Raw genomic sequence first — 18,907 nt, 5'->3', positions numbered from 1 at the left:
CAAGCGTCACTCAGATTGTTGTAAGGAGAGGATAAAATCATGTGGCGCAAACAATTGACCAGAACTCTGCGGGATCTATTGGCGATCGGTTTTGGCTGCTTTTTCTATGCCTTCGGGCTGGTCGCCGTCAACATCAAGAATCATTTGGCGGAGGGCGGCATCACCGGGATCACCTTGATCCTGCGGTACTGGTTCCATATTGACCCGGCTTATTCCACGATCTTTTTGAACATTCCTTTAATTATTCTCGGCTATAAATTCCTGGGTAAACGGGCCTTAGCCTACACTATCTACGGTACCGGCATGCTGTCGGCCGGCCTGTGGGTCTGGCAGCGGCTGGCCTTTGTCCAAAATTTGAATCTGCATAATGACCTCTTCATTGCCGGTATTTTAGCCGGGCTATTCGGCGGTATCGGTTCTGGGATCATTTACCGTTTCGGCGGCACCACCGGCGGCAGCGACGTCCTGGCTCGGATCTTCGAACAGGAACGGGGCATCCCCATGGGCCGGACCCTGCTGGTCTTCGACATCCTCGTGCTGGTCAGCTCCCTCTCCTACCTGGATATTGAACACATGATGTACACCCTGCTGGCTTCGTTTGTCTTTTCCCGCATCGTGGATCAGACCATGGAAGGCGCCTATTCCGCCCGGGGGGTCTTCATCATTTCCAAGAAACACCAAGAAATTGGCCAGCGGATCATGGATGAAATGGAACGGGGCATCACCTACTTAGACTCGGAGGGCGGGTACCACCAAACTCCGCAAAAGATGCTGTATTGCGTCGTCTCGCCCAGTGAAATCGCCGATCTGCGCCGGCTGATCCAAGATGAAGACCCGCGGGCCTTCGTCACCATCGTAGATGTGCACGAAGCGCTGGGTGAAGGCTTCACGTATCAGCGGCCGCGGCGCAGTCTGTTCAGTCGGCGGTAACCATTAAGGTTCATCCAGTAAATCATCATACAGGTCCTGCATATCCAGATCAGTCGGGACCAGCTTCAAGTACTGTTTCAAGGCCGCCAGCAGTTCTGGACGCGCCGCCATGCTTTGGAAGAACCGGATCAAGTCCAGAAGAAAGTCGGTGTTTTCCCGAAAACTGGGATACGCCAACAGATAATTCTCCTTGGCTTGGTCCATTTTTTCTTGCCGTTCGTAGGATTTGGCGATGTTCCAATACATTTGCGGATCCAGCTCGTGATTGGCCGCTGCCGCCGTTAACAGGTCCACATTGGCCTGATCATCCCCATCTTTAACATACAGATTACTCAACGACAGGATCATATCCTGATCATCGGGATCCTGGGCCAATTCCTGTTTGGCAAACGTGACGGCTTGATCCTCGTCAGCCAGCCGGGTGGCATAATTGAACCCCAGTTTAAATAGATCGCTGTTGAATTCATCAAAACCTAAGCCGATCCGCACGGTGGCCAAGGCGTCCGGCAGCTGATTCAGCGCCGCTTGGGCCCTGGCCAGCGCCGGATAGAGCGGCGCATAATCCGGGTCGCTTTGCTGCAGCGCCGTCAGTGTGGTGATCGCTTGCTGGTACTGCTTGGTCTCCCCGTAGAGCACCCCCAGCTGATAAGTGGTGTCGGCGTCCAGCGCTTCCCGGGGCAATTTCTGATATTCAGCGATTGCTTCTTCATAGTCGCCCATGCCGGCCAAAGTTGCCGCGAGACGCTGGCCGATAAGTACCTCCGCCATGGTCTCGATGCCTTGATCCAGCAAAGCCTGATACTCCGGCAATGCCTCTTCATACCGCCCCAAGGTGAAGTACAGCTCGCCCAGAGCAAAATCGATCACCAGTTCATCCGGAGCCAAGCGTTTGGCTTCCTTCAGCTTCTGTTCGCTCACTTCTGGAATCCCCATGGTCTGATACACATCGGCGCTGGCCAGCAAGCCCTGAACGTAAGCCGGCGAGTCCTTCGGAATGGCGGTCAGAAGGGCGAGTGCTTGATCCGTATCGCCGGCACTGACCGCGATATCCGCGAGATACGTGCGCAATTCGTCTTCATCGGGATGATCGCGCAGAAGTTTTTCGAAGATGCGCTTAGCCTGCGGGGTAAAACCCAAACCATAGAGCTGTTCGCCCAAATTAAAGAGGGTATCATCATCGTCATGCCGCAATGCTAAGGCAAACAGTTTCTTGGCGTTGGTCCAATCGTGATCTTCCTGCAGTTTCGTCAGCATTTGTTCTGAATATGACATAGGCCGCCTCGATTTTCTTTCTTTTTTTATAATGATGTGATATTTGTTCATAGCCAACCATGATAGAATCACGTCAATCCCTGTTCTGTCAAGCAATTGACTCAATATAAGAAAATTCTTGACGATACGCAAATCGCCAATGCTCTACTTGCGTAGGTCATTGGCGATTCGGTGGAACATTCCGTAGACCGAGTCTACTTGACGGAATCCTTGAGTGCCTTGCCGGGCTTGAAAGCCGGTACCTTGCTGGCTGGAATGCTGATTTCAGCACCAGTCTGGGGATTGCGGCCCTTCCGAGCGGCGCGTTCGCGGACCTCGAAGTTACCAAAGCCGATCAGTTGAACCTTGTCACCTTTTGCTAAAGATGCTTGGATCGTGCTGAATACGGCGTCAACAGCAGCAGTTGCGTCCTTCTTGGTCAAGCCAGTCTTGGCTGCAACGTTGTCGATCAATTCTGCTTTATTTGCCATGTTTGGGATTCACCTCCTACGCGTTGACGATCCCTCGTCAGAACGTATCACTTTTGTAAAACAAAAGTGTGAAATAATGTTGCGCGGCAATCATTACTTCATTTCTAAAAATAGCATACCGAAGCCGCAGTAGCAAGGATTTTCGCCGAAAAAAAGCACGAAATCAGCATTTCATTTATTTTCATGAAAATATACACCGGTCATTTTTCGGTATACCACAACTTTATTTTCGCTGTCGGGGAACAATAACAATAGGTGTCCCCGAAAAGTCAAAGGCTGCCCGCAACTGGTTGACCAGGAAACGCTGGTACGAAAAGTGCATCAGATCAACGTTATTGACGAACGCGACAAAAGTCGGCGGGCCGCTCTTGACCTGGGTCATGTAGTACACCCGCAGCCGCTTACCATTACTGGTGGGTGTCGGTGTGGTCGCCACGGCCTTCAGCAGCACGTCATTGAGGGTGCTGGAGGTGATTCGGCGCTCATGATTTTCAGCAACTTTCTTGATCAAGGCCGGCAGCGTACTCACCCGCTGATGGGTCTTGGCCGATAGGAAGACGATCGGGGCATAGTCCAAGTATTGGAACTGACCACGGATCTCGTCAGTGAATTTCTTCATGGAGTGGGTATCCTTATGCACTGCATCCCACTTATTGACGACAATGATCACGCCGCGGCCGGCCTCATGGGCCAAACCGGCAACGTGCTTGTCCTGTTCCCGGATGCCCGCTTCGGCATCGATCAGGACCAGCACGACGGCACTGCGTTCAATCGCACTTTGGGCCCGCAGGACCGAATACTTCTCCGTATTTTCCCAGATCTTGCCCCGCTTGCGGATCCCGGCGGTGTCAATGATCGTGAACGCTTGGCCATCGTCCGTAAAGCGGGTATCGATAGCGTCCCGGGTCGTCCCTTCAATATTGGACACAATGACCCGCTCTTCGCCGAGGATGGCATTGACCAGGGACGATTTGCCCACATTGGGCCGGCCGATGACACTGAACTCGATGCTGTCATCATTGGCATCCGCCTGCTTGGCCGGAAACTTAGCGACGACGGCATCCAGCAGATCGCCCAGACCGGTCCCCTGCACCCCGGACACGGGATACGGGTCACCCAACCCGAGAGAATAAAAGTCATAGATCTCTTGGCGCTGTTCGGGGTTATCCGCCTTATTCACCGCGAGAATTACTGGTTTATCCGCCTTGTACAACATTCGGGCCACGTGTTCGTCGGCCTCGGTGACCCCCTCCTGGTTCGATACCAGGAAGACGATCACGTCCGCCTCTTCCATGGCAATCTGGGCCTGGGCGACGATCTGGGTCATCAAGGGAGCATCATCAATGTCGATCCCCCCGGTATCGATCAGCGAAAATTCCTGACCCAGCCACTCCGCCGGAGCGTATAAGCGGTCCCGGGTCACCCCCGGCTGGTCTTCAACGATCGCGATCCGCTTCTTTGCGATCCGATTGAATATCGTCGACTTGCCGACATTCGGCCGACCGACGATCGCCACGACAGGTTTAGCCATGCAAAAACATCCTTTCTTAAAAACAGAAGTAACGGCTACATCCTGTAGGGACATAGCCGTTACCTCGACGCTATCTCAAATTCAGTGGCCTAGACGATTACTTATCGTCCTTTTGGTCGTCCTGCTTGTCGGACTTGAATTGGTCCAACGCGCCGCCGATCAAATCGCCCAAGCTGAAGCCAGTATCCTCTTCCTCTTCGCCAGGGGCAGAGACCTTGGTATTGCTGCGGCTTGCTGCCGGACGCGCCTGCGGAGCATTACCGCCGCGGTTGCTGCGGTCATTGCGCCGCGGTGCACGTTCGGAACGGCTGCTGCGGTCACTCCGGCGATAATTGCTGCTGCCGCCTTCGTGTTCCTCTTCTTCTTCACCAGCATGCGGATTCTCAGTCAGCGCCTTGATCGACAAAGCCAACCGGTGCTGTTGCGGGTCAACACTCAAGACTTTAACCTTGATGTCTTGGCCTTCCTTCAGCACTTCACCCGGTGTGGCAATGTGTTCGTGGCTGATTTGGGAAATGTGCACCAGACCTTCAACGCCCGGGAACACTTCAACAAATGCACCAAAAGTCACTAACCGCTTGACTTGGCCTTCAAGGACAGAGCCGACCGGAGCCTTCTCTTCAATATCATCCCACGGTTGGGGTAATAATGCCTTGATGGACAAGGAAATCCGATCCCGTTCCGGATCAACGTTCAATACCTTGACCTTCACGTCTTGGCCAGTCTTCAAAACATCGGAAGGCTTGTCAACGTGGTCATAGGAAATTTCAGAAACGTGCACCAAACCGTCGGTACCGCCCAAATCAACAAAGGCACCAAAGTTTGTCAGCCGAGCAACCTTGCCTTCAACGACGTCGCCAGGTTGCAGCTTCTCGTAGAGGGCCTTCTTTTCGGCTTCCTTTTGCTTCGCAACGACTGCCCGGTGAGAAAGGATCAACCGATTCTCGCTGGGTTCGATTTCAACAACAGCCATTTCCAATTCTTGGCCCTTGTACGTCGACAAATCTTCAACGAACCGATCTTCAACCATAGAAGCCGGGATAAAGCCGCGCACGCCATCAACGTCAACGACTAAGCCGCCCTTAACATTATTAGTGACCTTGCCTTTAACTGTGTGGCCCGCCTTGTATTCCTCTTCGATTTGGTCCCAGATCTTCCGTGCTTCTAAGCGACGCAAGGACAATAAATAACTACCGTTCTCTTTGTCTTTGCCAATCGTTGAGAGGACGACGAGTTGCAGCTTGTCACCCACCTTAGCCAAGTCGTGGATGTCTGCATTGCGGTCGGCAGTCAGCTCCTTGAATGGTACAACACCCTCGACACCGGTGTTTTCAATACCCACAACGAGTTGGTTCTCATCGTCAATGGCTAATACCTCGCCGGTCACGACATCGCCGACTTTTACCTCGTGAACGCTCTTCAAGGCATTCTCCATTAACTTTCTGCCTTCAGCTTCGTTGTTCTTTTTTTCTTCGTCCATGAAAAAATCCTCCTTAACGACTTACAATCAAAGTCTATTTTACTTGAAAACGCGAGTAAATGCTACACCCCCGCTTTTATTTCGCCATGTGCTGTTTTTTTTCGTTGATGACGGCCACAATGGCATCCACCACTTGGGGGATCGTCAGGTGCGTGGTATCGATCTCCACGGCATCGGCGGCCTTTTTCAACGGGGACTGGGCCCGATGGGAATCTTTATAGTCCCGTTCAGCAATTTCTTGGGCCAGCGTAGCCAGCGGAACGGTGATCCCTTTTTCCGCATTATCTTTGAACCGGCGTTTCGCCCGTTCAGCGACACTGGCGACCATGAAGATCTTCACCGCCGCCTGGGGCAGCACTGTCGTCCCAATATCTCGGCCATCCATAACGATATTTTGGCCCGCCGCAATTTGCCGCTGGCGTTTCGTCATTTCCGCCCGCACACCGGGCAGCGCGGATACCTGGGAGACATTATTCGTCACTTCTTCGCTGCGAATGGCCGTGGTAATATCAGTACCAAACATGCGTACATGCTGGCCATCCGCTGCCGGAACGAACTCAATCGGCTCAGTACCTAGACTTTGCAAAATCTGTTGTTCGTCGTTTAACGGGAGGTGCTGCTTGAGCGCCCACCAGGTCACAGCCCGGTACATGGCGCCCGTATCCAAGTAGATGTAGTGCATCTGCTTAGCTAATAATTTAGCAATCGTACTCTTCCCTGCCGAAGCAGGGCCATCAATCGCAATTTGCACGAACTTTTTTGCTCCAATCTGCAGTGATCAACAATAGAAAACGTCCCCCTCGTCCAGATTAGGGGACGTTTTTGGTGCCGGGTTATTTCACCTTTAAAACTTGCCCCGGAATAATACCGCCGCTTTGGACCGACGGGTTCAAAGCGTACAGTTCTGACAAACTCATGCCGTGATTCAGCGCGATCCGGAACGGGTTATCCCCGGCCTTCACGGTATATGAGCCGCCAGCGGTGACCGCTGGGGTACTGCTGCTGGCCTGAGCCGGCGCGCTGCTGCTTTGGGCCGCCGGCTGCTGGGTCTGCGCGGCTGAACTGCTGGCCGCGGCTTGCTGGTTTGAATTATCCTGTGTCTGGGTCGATGCTGCCTGCTGCTCCGTTGAGCTGCTGCTGGCCGCAACCGAAGATGACGAAACAGCAGTGGTATTATTTTCTGCTGCTTCAGAAGCCTTCCTTGATGCGGCCGCTTCTTTCTTGGCCCGCGCCCGGGACGAGGCCGCCGCCCGAGAAGACGCTGCTGCTGAGGTGCTGTCCTTCTCGCTTTGGGTGACCGTAATCTTATTGGCGCTGCTGCTGCCGTTCCCGCTGCGCATATTAAATGCCCAATAGCCCATTGGGATGATCATCAGCAAAGCCAGAATAATTGCCAGGACAACCGCAAAACTGGTCATATTCTTATCCCGATGGCGGGTCGCCACCCGGGACAAATTGCCAGTATCGTCGCGATCGTCCATGAATTTCTTTTGCCACGGGTGTTCAGCATCATTTGCTGCTTTCTTGTCTCCCGTGGGCGCCGATGTCTTATTCAACTTGTCATCGTGATCCTGTTTCATGGATCGAACCCCCTGTGCCAGTCTTTTATTTTATCATACCATAGCGGTCCAACAAAATGCGCCAACTGCGGAACCACTTTAGCACATTTCTAAAACAATTGGGCCAGACGCACGGCGACTGATTGCACCGGTTCTGGCCGATGGACACGCAACGCGGCATCGGCCGGCCAGGCCAAAGTGGTCAAGTGCTGCAGCAGCGCCGTGGGCGTCGTGACGGCACAACAGTCTGCCGTATGATGCACCTGCCGCGGCTCGGGATCAAAAGCGTTCAGCACCAGCTGCCGCCGGCAGATTGTGTCCGGCGCGGTATAAAAATGCACCATCTGCGCGGCTGAAGTTTGCCGCGTCTGCTGGGTTGCAGCCAGCAATTGCGTCACCGCAGAAGCGTCCGCAAATGCCCGATACCGTTTAAGCAGGGCAATTTCCGGCGTCTCATCCTTAGCGAACTGGGCTGGCCGGTGAAAGTAGGCCCGAATCAGACTGGCGGGTGGGAACCCGCGGACCGCATCCTGCTGCAGCTGGGGAATATCCCCTGGCGCCAATAATGTGATCGCCGCCGCTGGCGCACCGTCCCGGCCCGCCCGGCCAATGGCTTGCAAGTAATCTTCCAGACTCGTGGGCGGCGCCATATGAATAACGGCCCGCACGTTGGGCTGGTCAATGCCCATCCCGAAGGCATTGGTCGCACACACCACCCGGATATAGCCCTCGCGGAACTGATGCTGCAGACTGCGCCGCTCATCCCGCTCTAACCCGCTGTGATAACGGCCCACCGCGATGCCTTGGGCGGTCAAAGCGATCGCCACTTCGTTGGCCCGCTGCTTCCGGTTGAAATAAATGATCACTCGCCCGGGAATGGCGGCCAGCAGCTTGGGCAGCAGGGTATCTTTCTCTTTTTCACTGGTCACGGGACACGTATCCAGCCAAATATTCGGCCGATCCACTGAACGGCTGACCACTGTCGTGTTGGCCGCGGTCAGTCCCAACCGGCGGCAAATATCCCGGCGTACTCGGGGCGAAGCCGTAGCGGTTAAAGCCAACACCCGTTGCGGCTGGAGCAATTGAAGCACGTGGCCGAGCTGCAGGAACGCCGGGCGAAAATCCGGGCCCCACTCTGAGATGCAATGGGCCTCATCCACCACCAGCAAGCCGACTCCGTGATGCTGCAAAGCCGCAACCACATCTGGCCGGGTCAGCGTTTCGGGCGCAGCAAAGAGATATCGCCATTTGTCTAACCGGTTCAGTACACTTTGCTGCTCATCCCAGGTCAGCTCACTGTTTAACGCGACGGCGGCACCGAGGTTGGCTTCCTGCAGATGCTTCACCTGATCGATCATCAAAGCAATCAGCGGCGAGACCACCACGGTCAGCTGCTTGGTCAGCAGTGTCGGCAGCTGGTAAGTCAGCGATTTGCCTTGCCCCGTGGGCAGCACAGCTAAACAGTTGCGCCCCTGCAGCAGCGCCCGAATCACGTCTTCTTGACCGGGCCGGAATTCACTGAAACCGAAATGCTGCCGCAAAGCAGCATGCAAATCATCACTCAAGGCGCACCCCTCCTGACTGCCGCTGACGCGCAATAGCCGCCAACCGGCCGCGGAAGAAATCGACCACCGGATCAGCCTTCGCTGGCGGTAATCGCCAGCCTGGCTGCTCGTGAATCACAGCCGGCCCCAACATGGCAGCCTCTAATATGTGTTCACGAATCGTACTGGCCGCCAACTGGCGCTGCTGGGCAGTTTGATCCACGGACTGATCAGCCAGCAGCTGCATGGTCGCCTGAGCACTACGGGTCACCGCTGGGGTTGGCGGCGGCAGCAAGCCCTGCCAGCGGGCCGCTTGACCGCCGGCGATGGCCTGATAAAGCTGAGCCAGCGCATCGATCCAGACCAGCTGGACTTGAAATGGCTCAAACCCCAAATGTGCCGCCAAGTCTTGCCAGCTGGCTACATCGGTCTCTGCCCCCACCAGCCGGTTGACCAAGACGGTACCAGCCAGCTCAGGCATGGCTGTCACTAAACTCTTGAATTCGGCAATCGTCCCGGGCAAATCGGTTTTAGCCGCCTGCTCGTACCACCCCTTCACCCGCTGCTGAATCAGCAGATGCGGCGTGATGGGAGCAAAATGCCGCTCCTGGTGCTGGACTTGGCTGATCAATTGAACGGCTAACGTCAGAATATCGCCAATCTCCCGATACGCCGGCATGGTCAGTCCGGCCACATGGGTCGGCCACCAGGCCGGTAATGCGGCCGGGGGCGCCGTCAGCGTCTCGTCCGGCGCTTCGGTCAATAGTTTCTGGTGCACCAGGTAATCGATCATTTCTTCATACCGCGGGCGGGACAGGTGCGGCAGTAATCCCCAAAATGGCAGTAAATCGTTGATAAACGCCGCATACAAATTGGAAAAGGTCCGTTTCCCGTGTAAAATATGATACATCGTCACCGGGCGCACGTGCCGCCCGGCAAACAAGTAGTGTAAGAAAGTCGGCACGTGATCCCCCCTGACTGATCGATGAATTGAAAGAAGCTGCCTTAAATGACTGATTCGAAAAACGATGTGCGCCAATCATCTGACTGGTTCACCAAAATTGACCAAGAACGCTGTATTGCCTGCGGTCTTTGTGCCCTGCACGCCCCTGCCGTTTTTGATTATGACGACAACGGTGTCGCCTTTGGCAAACGGGACGCCAACCATGGGACAGTACCCATCCCGCCGGAACAACTGGCCGCCTTCAAAACGGCCTACCGCGACTGTCCCGTCCAGGCTATCTTGCGCAGCCGTCGGCCGTTCCCGCCGGAAAAGCCGGCGAAGCCTCGTCCTGACCATTATACGGAGTAATTACCGGCTAATGCAAAAGCAGCCCACCATTGTTTTTGGTGGGCTGCTTGTTTTTTCGGCTAGATTAATGGACGCGCAATTGATGCCGACTAATGAAAGGCACCATGATGAAGTAAAGTGGCAGGAAGCCCGCCGCTAAGACAACGCCTTTCAATAAATTGAACGGAACGACCATGGTCAAGATATAAGTCGTCATCGCCATACCAATTTTAATATTCATCACATTGGCGTACAACGGTGTCAATACCAGCCAGTTGAGCACCGCCATGATCACCGTAAGCGACACAGTGGCCAAAACAATGGCGGCGATCCGCCGAGGCCAACTATCTCCCAGTTTATTCAACAACAGATATAATGGCACCGCGAAAGCGATTGCCGCAATAAACGCGGCGCTATCACCGATTAAGGAGCCAATGCCGGCGCCGGTCAACATAAAATGAACAACGACTTTGATTGCTGCAACGCCAATCCCGGCACCAAGACCATACAGACTCATCGCAAAAAGAACAACGATATCACTCAAATCCAACTTGAGAAATCCCATGACAGGAATTTCGATAAACATGACCAGCGCGGCCAAGGCACCAAAGATGGCGATCCCGATCCACTTTTCCAATCCACGGTTTGCTTGCATACTGAAATGACCTCCATCAGAGGCTGCTCCAGGAAAAAAGCGGAGACAAACAGAATATGTTTGTCTCCGCTTACGCTATCTTCTTCCATCTAGACTATACTATCGGTCCCGGAGTTGCACCGGGTCCACCGCACAATGCGGGTCGCGGACTTTACCGCCGGTCGGGAATTACACCCTGCCCTGAAGACAAACCACTATTTAATTTTGATACCGTCATAGTAAACGAAATACCGCACGGCGTCAACTTATTTGCTGCGGGTTTCGACCAAATCGTACAATTCCCGTACTTCATGGGTACGCAGAGACCGGTATTCGCCAGCATTCAACCCATCTAGGGTAAGAAAAGCGAACCGTTCCCGGGACAGCTTGTCCACGGGGAGCCCGACCTTTTCCATCATCCGCTTGACCTGATGGTGCCAGCCTTCGTGGATCGTAATCTGGATAATGCTGTAATTCTTGATCTTTTCAGTGCGGATCACTTTTACCTTGGCCGGCCGGGTCTTGCGGCCGTCTAAAACGACGCCCTTTTCCAACTGCTTCAGCTGCTCGCCCACAGGAATACCCTTGACCCGCGCGACGTAAGTTTTATCCACTTGAAACGACGGGTGCATCAAGCCATTCGCCAGTTCCCCATCATTCGTCAGCAGGAGCAGGCCGCTAGTATCATAATCCAGTCGACCCACAGGATAAACCCGTTCCTGGACGCCGTTAAGCAGATCCACCACGGTTTTGCGGCCCTTTTCATCGTGGGCTGACGTGATCACACCGCGGGGTTTATACAATAAGAAATAAACCTTGCGCTCCTGGGTCAAAGGGACCCCATCCACCTCTACAGCGTCTTGGGGGGTGACTTTGATCCCCATGGCCGTGACGGTATCCCCGTTCACAGTCACGTGACCGGTGGCAATCAGTTTCTCTGCTTTGCGGCGGGAAGCGACCCCGGCATCCGCAATTACTTTTTGTAAACGTTCACTCATCGTTTTTCTCCTCTTCTTCTGCGTCAGTCGTGTCCTCTTCGCTCCCCAACTGGGCATTAAAGGAGGCAAACAGATCGGCCGCCGGAGCGGCCCGTTCCTGGGTATGGGGCAGCGGCGGCAAATCCTGCAAACTGGCCAAACCGAAATAATCCAAAAATGTTTGGGTCGTTTCATAAAGAATCGGCCGGCCAGGTGCGTCTTTGCGCCCCGCCTCGCTGATCAGCTCGTGGGCCAACAAGGTCTGCAATGCCCCCGCACTGTGAATCCCGCGGATCTCATCGATCTCGATGCGGGTGATCGGCTGCTGATACGCGATAATGCTCAAAACTTCAACAGCCGCTTGGGACAGGTGGCGGCTGCCGGCATCCTGCATATAATTCTGGATCAGGTTGGCAAAGGCCGGTTTCGTCAGCAGCTTATACCGCTCGCCAAACACCGCTAAGTAAACGCCCCGCTCCGGGTCCGCCGCCAGCGCGCTGCCCCACTGCTCAACCTGCACCCGGACCGCCGGCACGGCAATGCCTAACGTGCTGGCCAGGTCATTGAGCGTCATGCCCTCTTCGCCCGCAGCGAACAATAGCGCCTCTAAAGCGGCGCTGAACTGGTCTTGGCTCATGAAATCATTCCTTTCGCGGCGGTCTCCTGGCGCCATTCCACATAAAGCGGCGCGGCAAAATCTTCCTGGGTACAGGCCACCGTGGCATCCTTCAGCAATTCCAGCACAGCCAGAAAGGTGGTTACGACCTCATCCACACTGGGCGCTTCGCTGAGCAGCCGGCCAAAGGTCACCGGCCGGTGGGGCCCCAGGTGCTGCAAAAATGTCTTGATCCGGTTCATTTGGGTCGCCAGCACATGCTTCTCCAATGGAATGGTCCGCCGCGGCATCCGGGGCGCTTTTTGCCGCTGCCAGATCCGTTCCATGGTCAACCGCAACGCATCGATCGTCAACAACCCCGGCGCCAGCGGCTGAGCCGTGGCGGCTGGCGGGGTCTGGGGTTCTCGGTCGTAGCGGCGGTGGCGATCAGCGGCCATCTCCTTCAAGATCCCGGCCACCTTCTGATAGCTCTCGTATACCAGCAGCTGGTTGACCAGATCTTCTCGCGGATCTTCCGGTTCATCATCCGCCACAGTCAGCGGATTATCCGGCAGCAGCAATTTGGACTTGATGGCCATCAGCGTCGACGCCAGCACCAAATAATCCCCGGCCGAATCCAGCACGAGGACTTCTTGGTGATGAATGAAATCCAAATATTGACTGGTGATCTGGGCGATCGGAATATCGTAAATATCGATTTTCTGCTGACGAATTAGGTGCAGCAGCAAATCCAACGGCCCCGTATAATCTTGTACCGAGAAGGTCAGGGGCAGCGTACTCATTGCTGATCGTCCCCCGCATCAGCGGCCGTCCGCTTGCTTTCCCACTTCACAAGCAACGGCGTCGTCTCAAACGTGCCCATCAACTTCTGATGGGGATAGAGCTTTGCCAATTCATCAAAAATCATGAACGTTTGGTGGCTGCCCCGTTCCGACGGCATCAATGAAATATGGCGGACCAAAATAATATCCTGACTGCGCTGAATCCCCACGACTCCGGCAAAATCCTGAGAATCTGCCGGCCGCCACAGGTACAGCAAATATTCGGGATCATTTTGGTACAACGCCATCTCGGTTTGCAAATGATCCAATGGTTTCAGATCCGGAACGAACGAAAGCAAGCCCATGGCTATTTTTTCGTAGTCGTTCTTGTACTTAACTAACATGCTGATCCTCCATTTCCACAACACCCATACGGTAGCACAGCGGTCCAGACCACACAAGCGGCCAAAGAACCAAGGCTAATGATAGCGGGGGTGGTACTGCGCATAGACATCCAACAGCCGGGTTTTCGAAATATGGGTATAAATCTGGGTCGTTACGATATCGGCATGCCCCAACAGTTCCTGCACGACCCGCAAGTCGGCCCCGTTTTCCAGCAGATGCGTCGCGAACGAGTGGCGCAGCGTATGGGGGGTGACGTCCTTCTGAATGCCGGCTGCCGCGACGTACTTTTTGATCATTTTCCACACACTTTGACGGGAGAGCTGCCCGCCGCGGAAATTCAAAAAGACAGTCTCTTCCCGCCCCTTGACGTAATTACCCCGCTCATCATGCAGATAACGGGTCAGCCAATTGATGGCGTCATCACCGATGGGCACTAATCGTTCCCGGTCACCCTTCCCAATCACTTGGACCAGGGCGAGATCCAGATGCAGCTGGCTCAGCTGCAAGTGAGTCAGCTCCGAGACCCGCATACCAGTGGCGTACAGAGTTTCCAAAATGGCCCGATCGCGAATTCCCAGTTTTTTACCTGTATCCGGCTGGGCCAGAACTTGCTGGACCTCAGCCACGGACAGTACATCCGGCAAATGATGGGTCGCTTTGGGGGCGTCCACCAAAGTCATGGGATCATGCTGCACTAAATGGCGATGCATGGCAAAGCGGTAAAATTTGCGCAGCGACGCCACCAGCCGAATCTGAGATTGCACTGCCTTGCCGTCTGCTGCTTGATCCTGCAAGAACGACTCAATGGCGCCCGGGGTCTCCGGCAGCGCTTCGTGATGGTCGTTCAGCCAAGCAAAAAGCGTCTCCACGTCCCGGCAATAGCCCAGCCGCGTATTCTTCGCCAAGCCCTGGTCCAGTTGCAAATAGCGGGCGAAATCCGCCAGCATATCCTGTTCATTTTTCATCCGGCTGAACCAGGGTGATCTGCCCATCGGCTTGTTGGATCAGCCGCTGCTTCAGCAGATTGCCCAGAGCACGTTTGAACGCACCCTTGGAAATGGCAAAAGTCTCTTGAATCTCATCCGGTGTGCTGTGGTCAGAAAACGGCAGCGTCCCCTGGGGGGCCTGCTGGAGCATAGCCAGGATCATCTGGGCATCGTCCGAAATTTCTTCATAGGCCATGGGCTTCAAAGACAGGTTCAAACCGTGATCTTGGGTGGTGCCGATCACCCGCGCCGTAACCTGTTCGCCCAGCCGCGGTGCCGAAAACCACTCGGAGTGGTGGATAAATCCCTCTTGGTAATCCGCCGTCAAGACATGGGCGCCGATCTCCCGAACCTTATACACAGTCCCCTTGACCGTCTCGTTTTGCTGGCCGCTCTTAGCCGGAGCCGCAATCGCCTGGAAAATCTCCGGCGTTGCTAATTCACCCCAGAGCCGGCCCTTTTTATCCACGGATAACGCCACCAGCAACCGGTCGCCGATTTGCGGCCACGCGGCATCGTCAAAGGGCAGGACATCCTTCGAAACAACAATGTCCTTGTCCGGCAAGCCAATATCAATGAAGACCCCCAGCGAATGCATCCGCTGGGTCACGGTGGCAAAGGCGTAGTGGTCAATGCGCACCTTGGGCATCTGGGTCGTGCCCCGCAGCCGATCGTGCTTGTCGGTATACAGCAAGGCGTGCACGGTATCGCCTAGCGCTGGGGATTGCTCAAACTCCGCCCGCAAAATACCCAGGGTGTGACCGCTGACCTGGGCGAATACCTCTTTATCATTACTATCGGTGACCTGGGCGGCCACTACCTGTCCCAGCAACGGCACCAATGCCGTTTGTTCTTCAGCCATATTCATCCGCTCCTTACTTAATACCCGCCGGCAATTGATTGATCACCGTCAGGATCGTATACGTGATGCCGGCCGCAATGACTGGGCCAGCGGCGATACCCTTGAGAAAGACGACTCCGAGGATCGTACCGAACACTAAGGCCACCGTCATTTCCGGACTAGCCGCTAACAAGCCGACGCCCTTAGCAGAAAGTATCGCCACTAAAATACCGCAGGCCACTGCGATGTAGCCGGCGGGGGACTTGAAGGCATTGAGCAGATCAGCAAACCCGATCTTACCGGTGGCGATCGGCACTAAAATAGCGACCGAAATGATCGTCACGCCCCAATTAATGCCCTGGGCCCCCACTGTTTCTAATAATTTACCGGTGAACGGAAACAGCTTCAACACTGCCACGATCAGCACGGCAATGATCAGAGAACGGTTTTTCCCCAGCAAAGCCACTGCAAAAATGGCGGCTAAGAATAACCAGCTCTCCCATTGTGTCGTCATCTGACATCCCTGCTTCCTGATATTATTTCCCATTCTACCGGATTTAACCGCTCGGCGAAAGACCGCCGCGAAACAACGGGCTCCGGCGACCAGAAGCTAGCGCATAAGCGCCAAAGGACATAAACCTAAGTACGGGTTTCTGTTCTTTGGCGCTTATGCTGACGCTTCTAACCGGTCGCCTGCGCCCTCGAACAAAAACCGCCAGCGGCGGCCGGCGTCCCGGCTGTCTCTGGCGGACAAACGTGATCAATGAGTGATCAAACTTTTGATTAAAGCGCGTTGCTGGCCCCACGATAAATCATACCGCGACGGGAATCAACAGTAATGACTTCACCGTCTTGGATCAGCGTGGTGGCATCTTTAGCGCCGACAACGACCGGGATACCCATGGCAATCCCGACAACTGCTGCGTGGGAAGTCAAGCCGCCAGTCTCAACGACAATGGCACTGGACTTCTCAATAGCCGGCAGATAATCCTTATCGGTTGTCTTGACAACCAGGATGCCGCCATCAACAGCCTTTTCGTTGGCTTCCTCAGCAGAAGAAGCAACAACAGCCTTGCCGACAACAGTTTCGTCACCGACACCTTGACCATTCGTCAGCTTGGAGCCGATCAATTGAATCCGCATCAAGTTGGTCGTGCCGCTCTCACCAACCGGTACACCGGCAACGATCAAGATCAGGTCGCCTTCCTTGGCGAAGCCTTCCTTTTGCGCTAATTCAGCGGCGGCCGTGAACATCTCATCGGTGTTGGCCGGGCGCTTCGTTAATACTGGGTGGACACCCCAGCTGACGGTCAAAGAACGCTCTGTGCGTTCGTCGAAGGTCATGGCCAAGATATCAGCCGCCGGACGATACTTAGCAATCATCCGCGCCGTATAACCAGAGTTGGTGGCGGCGACAATGGTCTTGATGTGCAGATCATTGGCGGTATTCACGACAGCTTCACCAATGGATTCGGTGGCGTTAGCGCCAGTGAATTCGTGGATCCGTTGATAAGACAGCGTACCAGAAGCGTCAACTTCTTGTTCAGTGCGTTCGTCGATCCGCGCCATCGCTGAAACGGCTTCAACCGGGTACTTACCATTGGCGGATTCGCCGGACAGCATTGTTGCATCAGTACCATCCAAGATGGAGTTCGCAACATCGGTTACTTCGGCACGAGTCGGCCGCGGATTCTCTTGCATGGAATCCAGCATCTGAGTCGCAGTGATAACCGGCTTGCCCAGCTGGTTGCACTTCTTGATCAGGCGCTTTTGAACGAAGGGTACGTTTTCGAACGGAATCTCGACACCCATGTCGCCCCGGGCAACCATCAAACCATCAGAAACCTTCAGGATCTCATCGATATTGTCGATCCCTTCTTGGGATTCGATCTTCGGGAAGATCATGACATGTTCCATATGCTTCTCTTCCAGCAGTTCGCGAATGTCCAAGACATCTTGGGCCTTGCGGACGAAGGAAGCGGAAATGAAGTTGATGTTGTGATCCAAGCCGAAGCGGATATCATCCGTATCCTTCTCAGTGATCCCAGGGAGCCGAATTTCAACACCCGGGGCGTTAACACCCTTCTTGGAACCAATGTAGCCGTCGTTTTGTACTTGCGTAACCAATTCCCGATGAGCGTCATCCTTCTCGGTGATCTTCAAATCAACCAAGCCATCATCGATCAAAACGTGACCACCCACGTGAGTATCATCGTACAAACCGGGATAAGTAACCGCGATCTTTTCTGGTGTGCCTTCCAGACTGTCATCCATGGAAATGCGAATGACGTCGCCAGTGTGGGCTTCGAAGCCCTTGTTCTTTTGGGTCGTTGTCCGAATCTCGGCACCCTTGGTATCCAACATGATACCAACCAGTTTGCCGGTCTTCTTTTCGGCTTCATGCACCATGTTCATCCGAGCCAAATGCTCAGGATGATCACCATGGGAGAAGTTGAACCGGAAAACATTTGCGCCGGCCTCGATCAGTTTCGTGATCAAGTCAACCGTGTTACTTGCCGGTCCTAATGTACTAACAATTTTGGTCTTTTTCATAATCAGTAAAAACCTCCAATGAATTAGTTACCACTCTGTACAACACAATCATCGTACCAAAAACTAGTGAGATAAGTCACCGTTCAAATCATACAAGGACATATCTGCTTTGTGCTTTGATTCAAACAAATCGTCCATCGGATGATAAGTCAGCTGGTTGTTCTCGATGCCGACGGCTAAGCCGCCTTTGCCTTGCATCAAGAGCTCCACAGCAAATGCGCCCATCTTGGACGCCAATACCCGATCCCGTGCGGACGGTGCGCCACCCCGCTGCACGTGACCCAGTACGGTCGAGCGAACATGGAAATCACCAAACTTGCTGAGTTCTTCGGCAAATTCGGGCGCATGCATGACGCCCTCAGCCAAAACAACCACCGAATGCTTCCGGCCAGCCTGCCGGTCCGTATTGATGTGCTCAGCAACTTTCGCCATATCAAATGGCTTCTCAGGAATGATGATCTCTTCTGCCCCGCCAGCGACCCCAGCCCAGAGGGCAATGTCGCCGGCGTTGCGGCCCATGACTTCCACGATGAAGGTCCGCTCATGGCTGGCCGCCGTGTCGCGAATCTTATCAATGGCATCCAGCGCTGTATTAACGGCGGTGTCAAAGCCGATGGTGAAGTCGGTATAAGGAATATCATTATCGATGGTACCTGGCAAACCAACTGCGTTATACCCGTGCTCCGTCAAGCGCAGGCCGCCATGGTAAGAACCGTCACCGCCGATAACGACCAAAGCGTCGATACCGAACTTCTTTAGTTGCTCAATCCCCCGCAACTGAGCTTCTTCTTGGGCAAATTCAGGATACCGGGCCGAATACAAGAACGTCCCGCCGCGTTGGATAATGTCCAACACGGTATCCTTGTCCAATGGGAAAATGTCGCCCGCTACAAGTCCTGCGTAGCCATAGTTAATACCATAGACTTCGAGGCCTTCGTGGAGAGCTTTGAGGGTGACGGCGCGAACGGCTGCGTTCATGCCGGGCGCGTCGCCGCCACTCGTCAAAATACCAATGCGTTTCATTTCTTCACCTCAGGGAATAAAATACTGGAACACG

The 18,907-nt window shown here is 54.4% G+C and carries 20 protein-coding genes and 1 riboswitch; of the genes, 2 read left to right on the top strand and 18 right to left on the bottom strand.

What is annotated here, in order from left to right:
- The first annotated feature begins 39 nt into the window (after positions 1-39).
- The gene (locus tag H627_RS0100900; RefSeq protein ID WP_035439602.1) at positions 40-930 is read left to right on the top strand and encodes a YitT family protein; all 891 of its coding nucleotides are present in this window, start codon (positions 40-42) and stop codon (positions 928-930) included.
- 3 nt (positions 931-933) lie between these two features.
- Here H627_RS0100900 and H627_RS0100895 read toward each other — a convergent pair whose 3' ends face one another.
- The 8 genes from H627_RS0100895 to H627_RS0100860 all read right to left on the bottom strand — a co-directional run bounded on the left by H627_RS0100895 (position 934) and on the right by H627_RS0100860 (position 9,750).
- Positions 934-2,202 carry a tetratricopeptide repeat protein gene (locus H627_RS0100895; RefSeq protein ID WP_027827392.1) on the bottom strand — a complete coding sequence of 423 codons (1,269 nt, stop codon included), beginning with the start codon at positions 2,200-2,202 and terminating at the stop codon, positions 934-936.
- 194 nt (positions 2,203-2,396) lie between these two features.
- Positions 2,397-2,672 (bottom strand): non-specific DNA-binding protein Hbs, encoded by a 276-nt coding sequence (gene hbs, locus H627_RS0100890; RefSeq protein ID WP_027827391.1) that lies wholly within the window; start codon positions 2,670-2,672, stop codon positions 2,397-2,399.
- Between the two features lie 223 nt (positions 2,673-2,895).
- Positions 2,896-4,203: a ribosome biogenesis GTPase Der gene (der, locus tag H627_RS0100885; RefSeq protein ID WP_027827390.1), complete on the bottom strand. Its 1,308-nt coding sequence runs from the start codon at positions 4,201-4,203 to the stop codon at positions 2,896-2,898.
- A 97-nt stretch (positions 4,204-4,300) separates the two neighbouring features.
- Positions 4,301-5,683 carry a 30S ribosomal protein S1 gene (rpsA, locus tag H627_RS0100880; RefSeq protein ID WP_027827389.1) on the bottom strand — a complete coding sequence of 461 codons (1,383 nt, stop codon included), beginning with the start codon at positions 5,681-5,683 and terminating at the stop codon, positions 4,301-4,303.
- A gap of 76 nt (positions 5,684-5,759) precedes the next feature.
- Entirely contained in the window at positions 5,760-6,434 is a 675-nt protein-coding gene (gene cmk / locus H627_RS0100875; protein ID WP_027827388.1) for a (d)CMP kinase, read from the bottom strand.
- A gap of 82 nt (positions 6,435-6,516) precedes the next feature.
- Positions 6,517-7,263, bottom strand: coding sequence for a LysM peptidoglycan-binding domain-containing protein (locus tag H627_RS16400; protein ID WP_051225055.1), 747 nt, complete (start codon positions 7,261-7,263; stop codon positions 6,517-6,519).
- A gap of 89 nt (positions 7,264-7,352) precedes the next feature.
- Positions 7,353-8,807 carry a RecQ family ATP-dependent DNA helicase gene (locus H627_RS0100865; RefSeq protein ID WP_027827387.1) on the bottom strand — a complete coding sequence of 485 codons (1,455 nt, stop codon included), beginning with the start codon at positions 8,805-8,807 and terminating at the stop codon, positions 7,353-7,355.
- Complete coding sequence (locus H627_RS0100860) at positions 8,800-9,750, bottom strand: YpbB family protein (RefSeq protein WP_027827386.1); 951 nt, start codon at positions 9,748-9,750, stop codon at positions 8,800-8,802. The genes H627_RS0100865 and H627_RS0100860 overlap by 8 nt, the downstream gene beginning before the upstream one ends.
- Before the next feature lie 45 nt (positions 9,751-9,795).
- Here H627_RS0100860 and H627_RS16395 point away from each other — a divergent pair, with 45 nt between their 5' ends.
- On the top strand, positions 9,796-10,098 hold the full coding sequence (locus H627_RS16395; RefSeq protein WP_051225054.1) for a ferredoxin: 303 nt from the start codon (positions 9,796-9,798) through the stop codon (positions 10,096-10,098).
- A 64-nt stretch (positions 10,099-10,162) separates the two neighbouring features.
- Here H627_RS16395 and H627_RS0100850 read toward each other — a convergent pair whose 3' ends face one another.
- From H627_RS0100850 to pfkA, 10 genes are all read right to left on the bottom strand, one after another.
- Positions 10,163-10,732: an ECF transporter S component gene (locus tag H627_RS0100850; protein ID WP_027827385.1), complete on the bottom strand. Its 570-nt coding sequence runs from the start codon at positions 10,730-10,732 to the stop codon at positions 10,163-10,165.
- 73 nt (positions 10,733-10,805) lie between these two features.
- Positions 10,806-10,924: riboswitch (FMN riboswitch) on the bottom strand.
- A 53-nt stretch (positions 10,925-10,977) separates the two neighbouring features.
- Positions 10,978-11,709 carry a pseudouridine synthase gene (locus H627_RS0100845; RefSeq protein ID WP_027827384.1) on the bottom strand — a complete coding sequence of 244 codons (732 nt, stop codon included), beginning with the start codon at positions 11,707-11,709 and terminating at the stop codon, positions 10,978-10,980.
- The gene (gene scpB / locus H627_RS0100840; protein WP_027827383.1) at positions 11,702-12,325 is read right to left on the bottom strand and encodes an SMC-Scp complex subunit ScpB; all 624 of its coding nucleotides are present in this window, start codon (positions 12,323-12,325) and stop codon (positions 11,702-11,704) included. Before scpB ends, H627_RS0100845 begins: the two co-directional genes overlap by 8 nt.
- The gene (locus H627_RS0100835; RefSeq protein WP_051225053.1) at positions 12,322-13,086 is read right to left on the bottom strand and encodes a segregation and condensation protein A; all 765 of its coding nucleotides are present in this window, start codon (positions 13,084-13,086) and stop codon (positions 12,322-12,324) included. The genes scpB and H627_RS0100835 overlap by 4 nt, the downstream gene beginning before the upstream one ends.
- A complete protein-coding gene (locus H627_RS16390) occupies positions 13,083-13,469 on the bottom strand; it encodes a hypothetical protein (RefSeq protein ID WP_035439599.1) in 387 nt (128 codons plus the stop codon). Before H627_RS16390 ends, H627_RS0100835 begins: the two co-directional genes overlap by 4 nt.
- Positions 13,470-13,544: 75 nt before the next feature.
- Positions 13,545-14,435: a site-specific tyrosine recombinase XerD gene (xerD, locus tag H627_RS0100825; protein ID WP_027827381.1), complete on the bottom strand. Its 891-nt coding sequence runs from the start codon at positions 14,433-14,435 to the stop codon at positions 13,545-13,547.
- Positions 14,425-15,318: a CvfB family protein gene (locus H627_RS0100820; RefSeq protein ID WP_051225052.1), complete on the bottom strand. Its 894-nt coding sequence runs from the start codon at positions 15,316-15,318 to the stop codon at positions 14,425-14,427. The genes xerD and H627_RS0100820 overlap by 11 nt, the downstream gene beginning before the upstream one ends.
- 13 nt (positions 15,319-15,331) lie before the next feature.
- Positions 15,332-15,811 carry a DUF441 domain-containing protein gene (locus H627_RS0100815; protein ID WP_027827379.1) on the bottom strand — a complete coding sequence of 160 codons (480 nt, stop codon included), beginning with the start codon at positions 15,809-15,811 and terminating at the stop codon, positions 15,332-15,334.
- A gap of 269 nt (positions 15,812-16,080) precedes the next feature.
- Positions 16,081-17,850, bottom strand: coding sequence for a pyruvate kinase (gene pyk, locus H627_RS0100810; RefSeq protein ID WP_027827378.1), 1,770 nt, complete (start codon positions 17,848-17,850; stop codon positions 16,081-16,083).
- Between the two features lie 63 nt (positions 17,851-17,913).
- Positions 17,914-18,873, bottom strand: a complete 960-nt coding sequence (pfkA, locus tag H627_RS0100805; protein WP_027827377.1) for a 6-phosphofructokinase — start codon at positions 18,871-18,873, stop codon at positions 17,914-17,916.
- Positions 18,874-18,907: the final 34 nt, after the last annotated feature.

Origin of the sequence: Schleiferilactobacillus harbinensis DSM 16991, from assembly GCF_000425885.1 — a bacterium.
GTDB lineage: Bacteria > Bacillota > Bacilli > Lactobacillales > Lactobacillaceae > Schleiferilactobacillus > Schleiferilactobacillus harbinensis.
This window is presented reverse-complemented; position numbering and strand designations above follow the sequence as displayed.

What these genes read in the sequence shown, in the direction of transcription:
- der (WP_027827390.1), bottom strand. Translation starts at nt 4,203, where the DNA reads ATGGCTAAACCTGTCGTGGCGATCGTCGGTCGGCCGAATGTCGGCAAG.
- H627_RS16390 (WP_035439599.1), bottom strand. Translation starts at nt 13,469, where the DNA reads ATGTTAGTTAAGTACAAGAACGACTACGAAAAAATAGCCATGGGCTTG.
- H627_RS0100895 (WP_027827392.1), bottom strand. Translation starts at nt 2,202, where the DNA reads ATGTCATATTCAGAACAAATGCTGACGAAACTGCAGGAAGATCACGAT.
- pfkA (WP_027827377.1), bottom strand. Translation starts at nt 18,873, where the DNA reads ATGAAACGCATTGGTATTTTGACGAGTGGCGGCGACGCGCCCGGCATG.
- H627_RS0100845 (WP_027827384.1), bottom strand. Translation starts at nt 11,709, where the DNA reads ATGAGTGAACGTTTACAAAAAGTAATTGCGGATGCCGGGGTCGCTTCC.
- rpsA (WP_027827389.1), bottom strand. Translation starts at nt 5,683, where the DNA reads ATGGACGAAGAAAAAAAGAACAACGAAGCTGAAGGCAGAAAGTTAATG.
- H627_RS16395 (WP_051225054.1), top strand. Translation starts at nt 9,796, where the DNA reads ATGACTGATTCGAAAAACGATGTGCGCCAATCATCTGACTGGTTCACC.
- H627_RS16400 (WP_051225055.1), bottom strand. Translation starts at nt 7,263, where the DNA reads ATGAAACAGGATCACGATGACAAGTTGAATAAGACATCGGCGCCCACG.
- H627_RS0100815 (WP_027827379.1), bottom strand. Translation starts at nt 15,811, where the DNA reads ATGACGACACAATGGGAGAGCTGGTTATTCTTAGCCGCCATTTTTGCA.
- H627_RS0100835 (WP_051225053.1), bottom strand. Translation starts at nt 13,086, where the DNA reads ATGAGTACGCTGCCCCTGACCTTCTCGGTACAAGATTATACGGGGCCG.
- H627_RS0100820 (WP_051225052.1), bottom strand. Translation starts at nt 15,318, where the DNA reads ATGGCTGAAGAACAAACGGCATTGGTGCCGTTGCTGGGACAGGTAGTG.
- hbs (WP_027827391.1), bottom strand. Translation starts at nt 2,672, where the DNA reads ATGGCAAATAAAGCAGAATTGATCGACAACGTTGCAGCCAAGACTGGC.
- xerD (WP_027827381.1), bottom strand. Translation starts at nt 14,435, where the DNA reads ATGAAAAATGAACAGGATATGCTGGCGGATTTCGCCCGCTATTTGCAA.
- pyk (WP_027827378.1), bottom strand. Translation starts at nt 17,850, where the DNA reads ATGAAAAAGACCAAAATTGTTAGTACATTAGGACCGGCAAGTAACACG.
- scpB (WP_027827383.1), bottom strand. Translation starts at nt 12,325, where the DNA reads ATGAGCCAAGACCAGTTCAGCGCCGCTTTAGAGGCGCTATTGTTCGCT.
- H627_RS0100850 (WP_027827385.1), bottom strand. Translation starts at nt 10,732, where the DNA reads ATGCAAGCAAACCGTGGATTGGAAAAGTGGATCGGGATCGCCATCTTT.
- H627_RS0100900 (WP_035439602.1), top strand. Translation starts at nt 40, where the DNA reads ATGTGGCGCAAACAATTGACCAGAACTCTGCGGGATCTATTGGCGATC.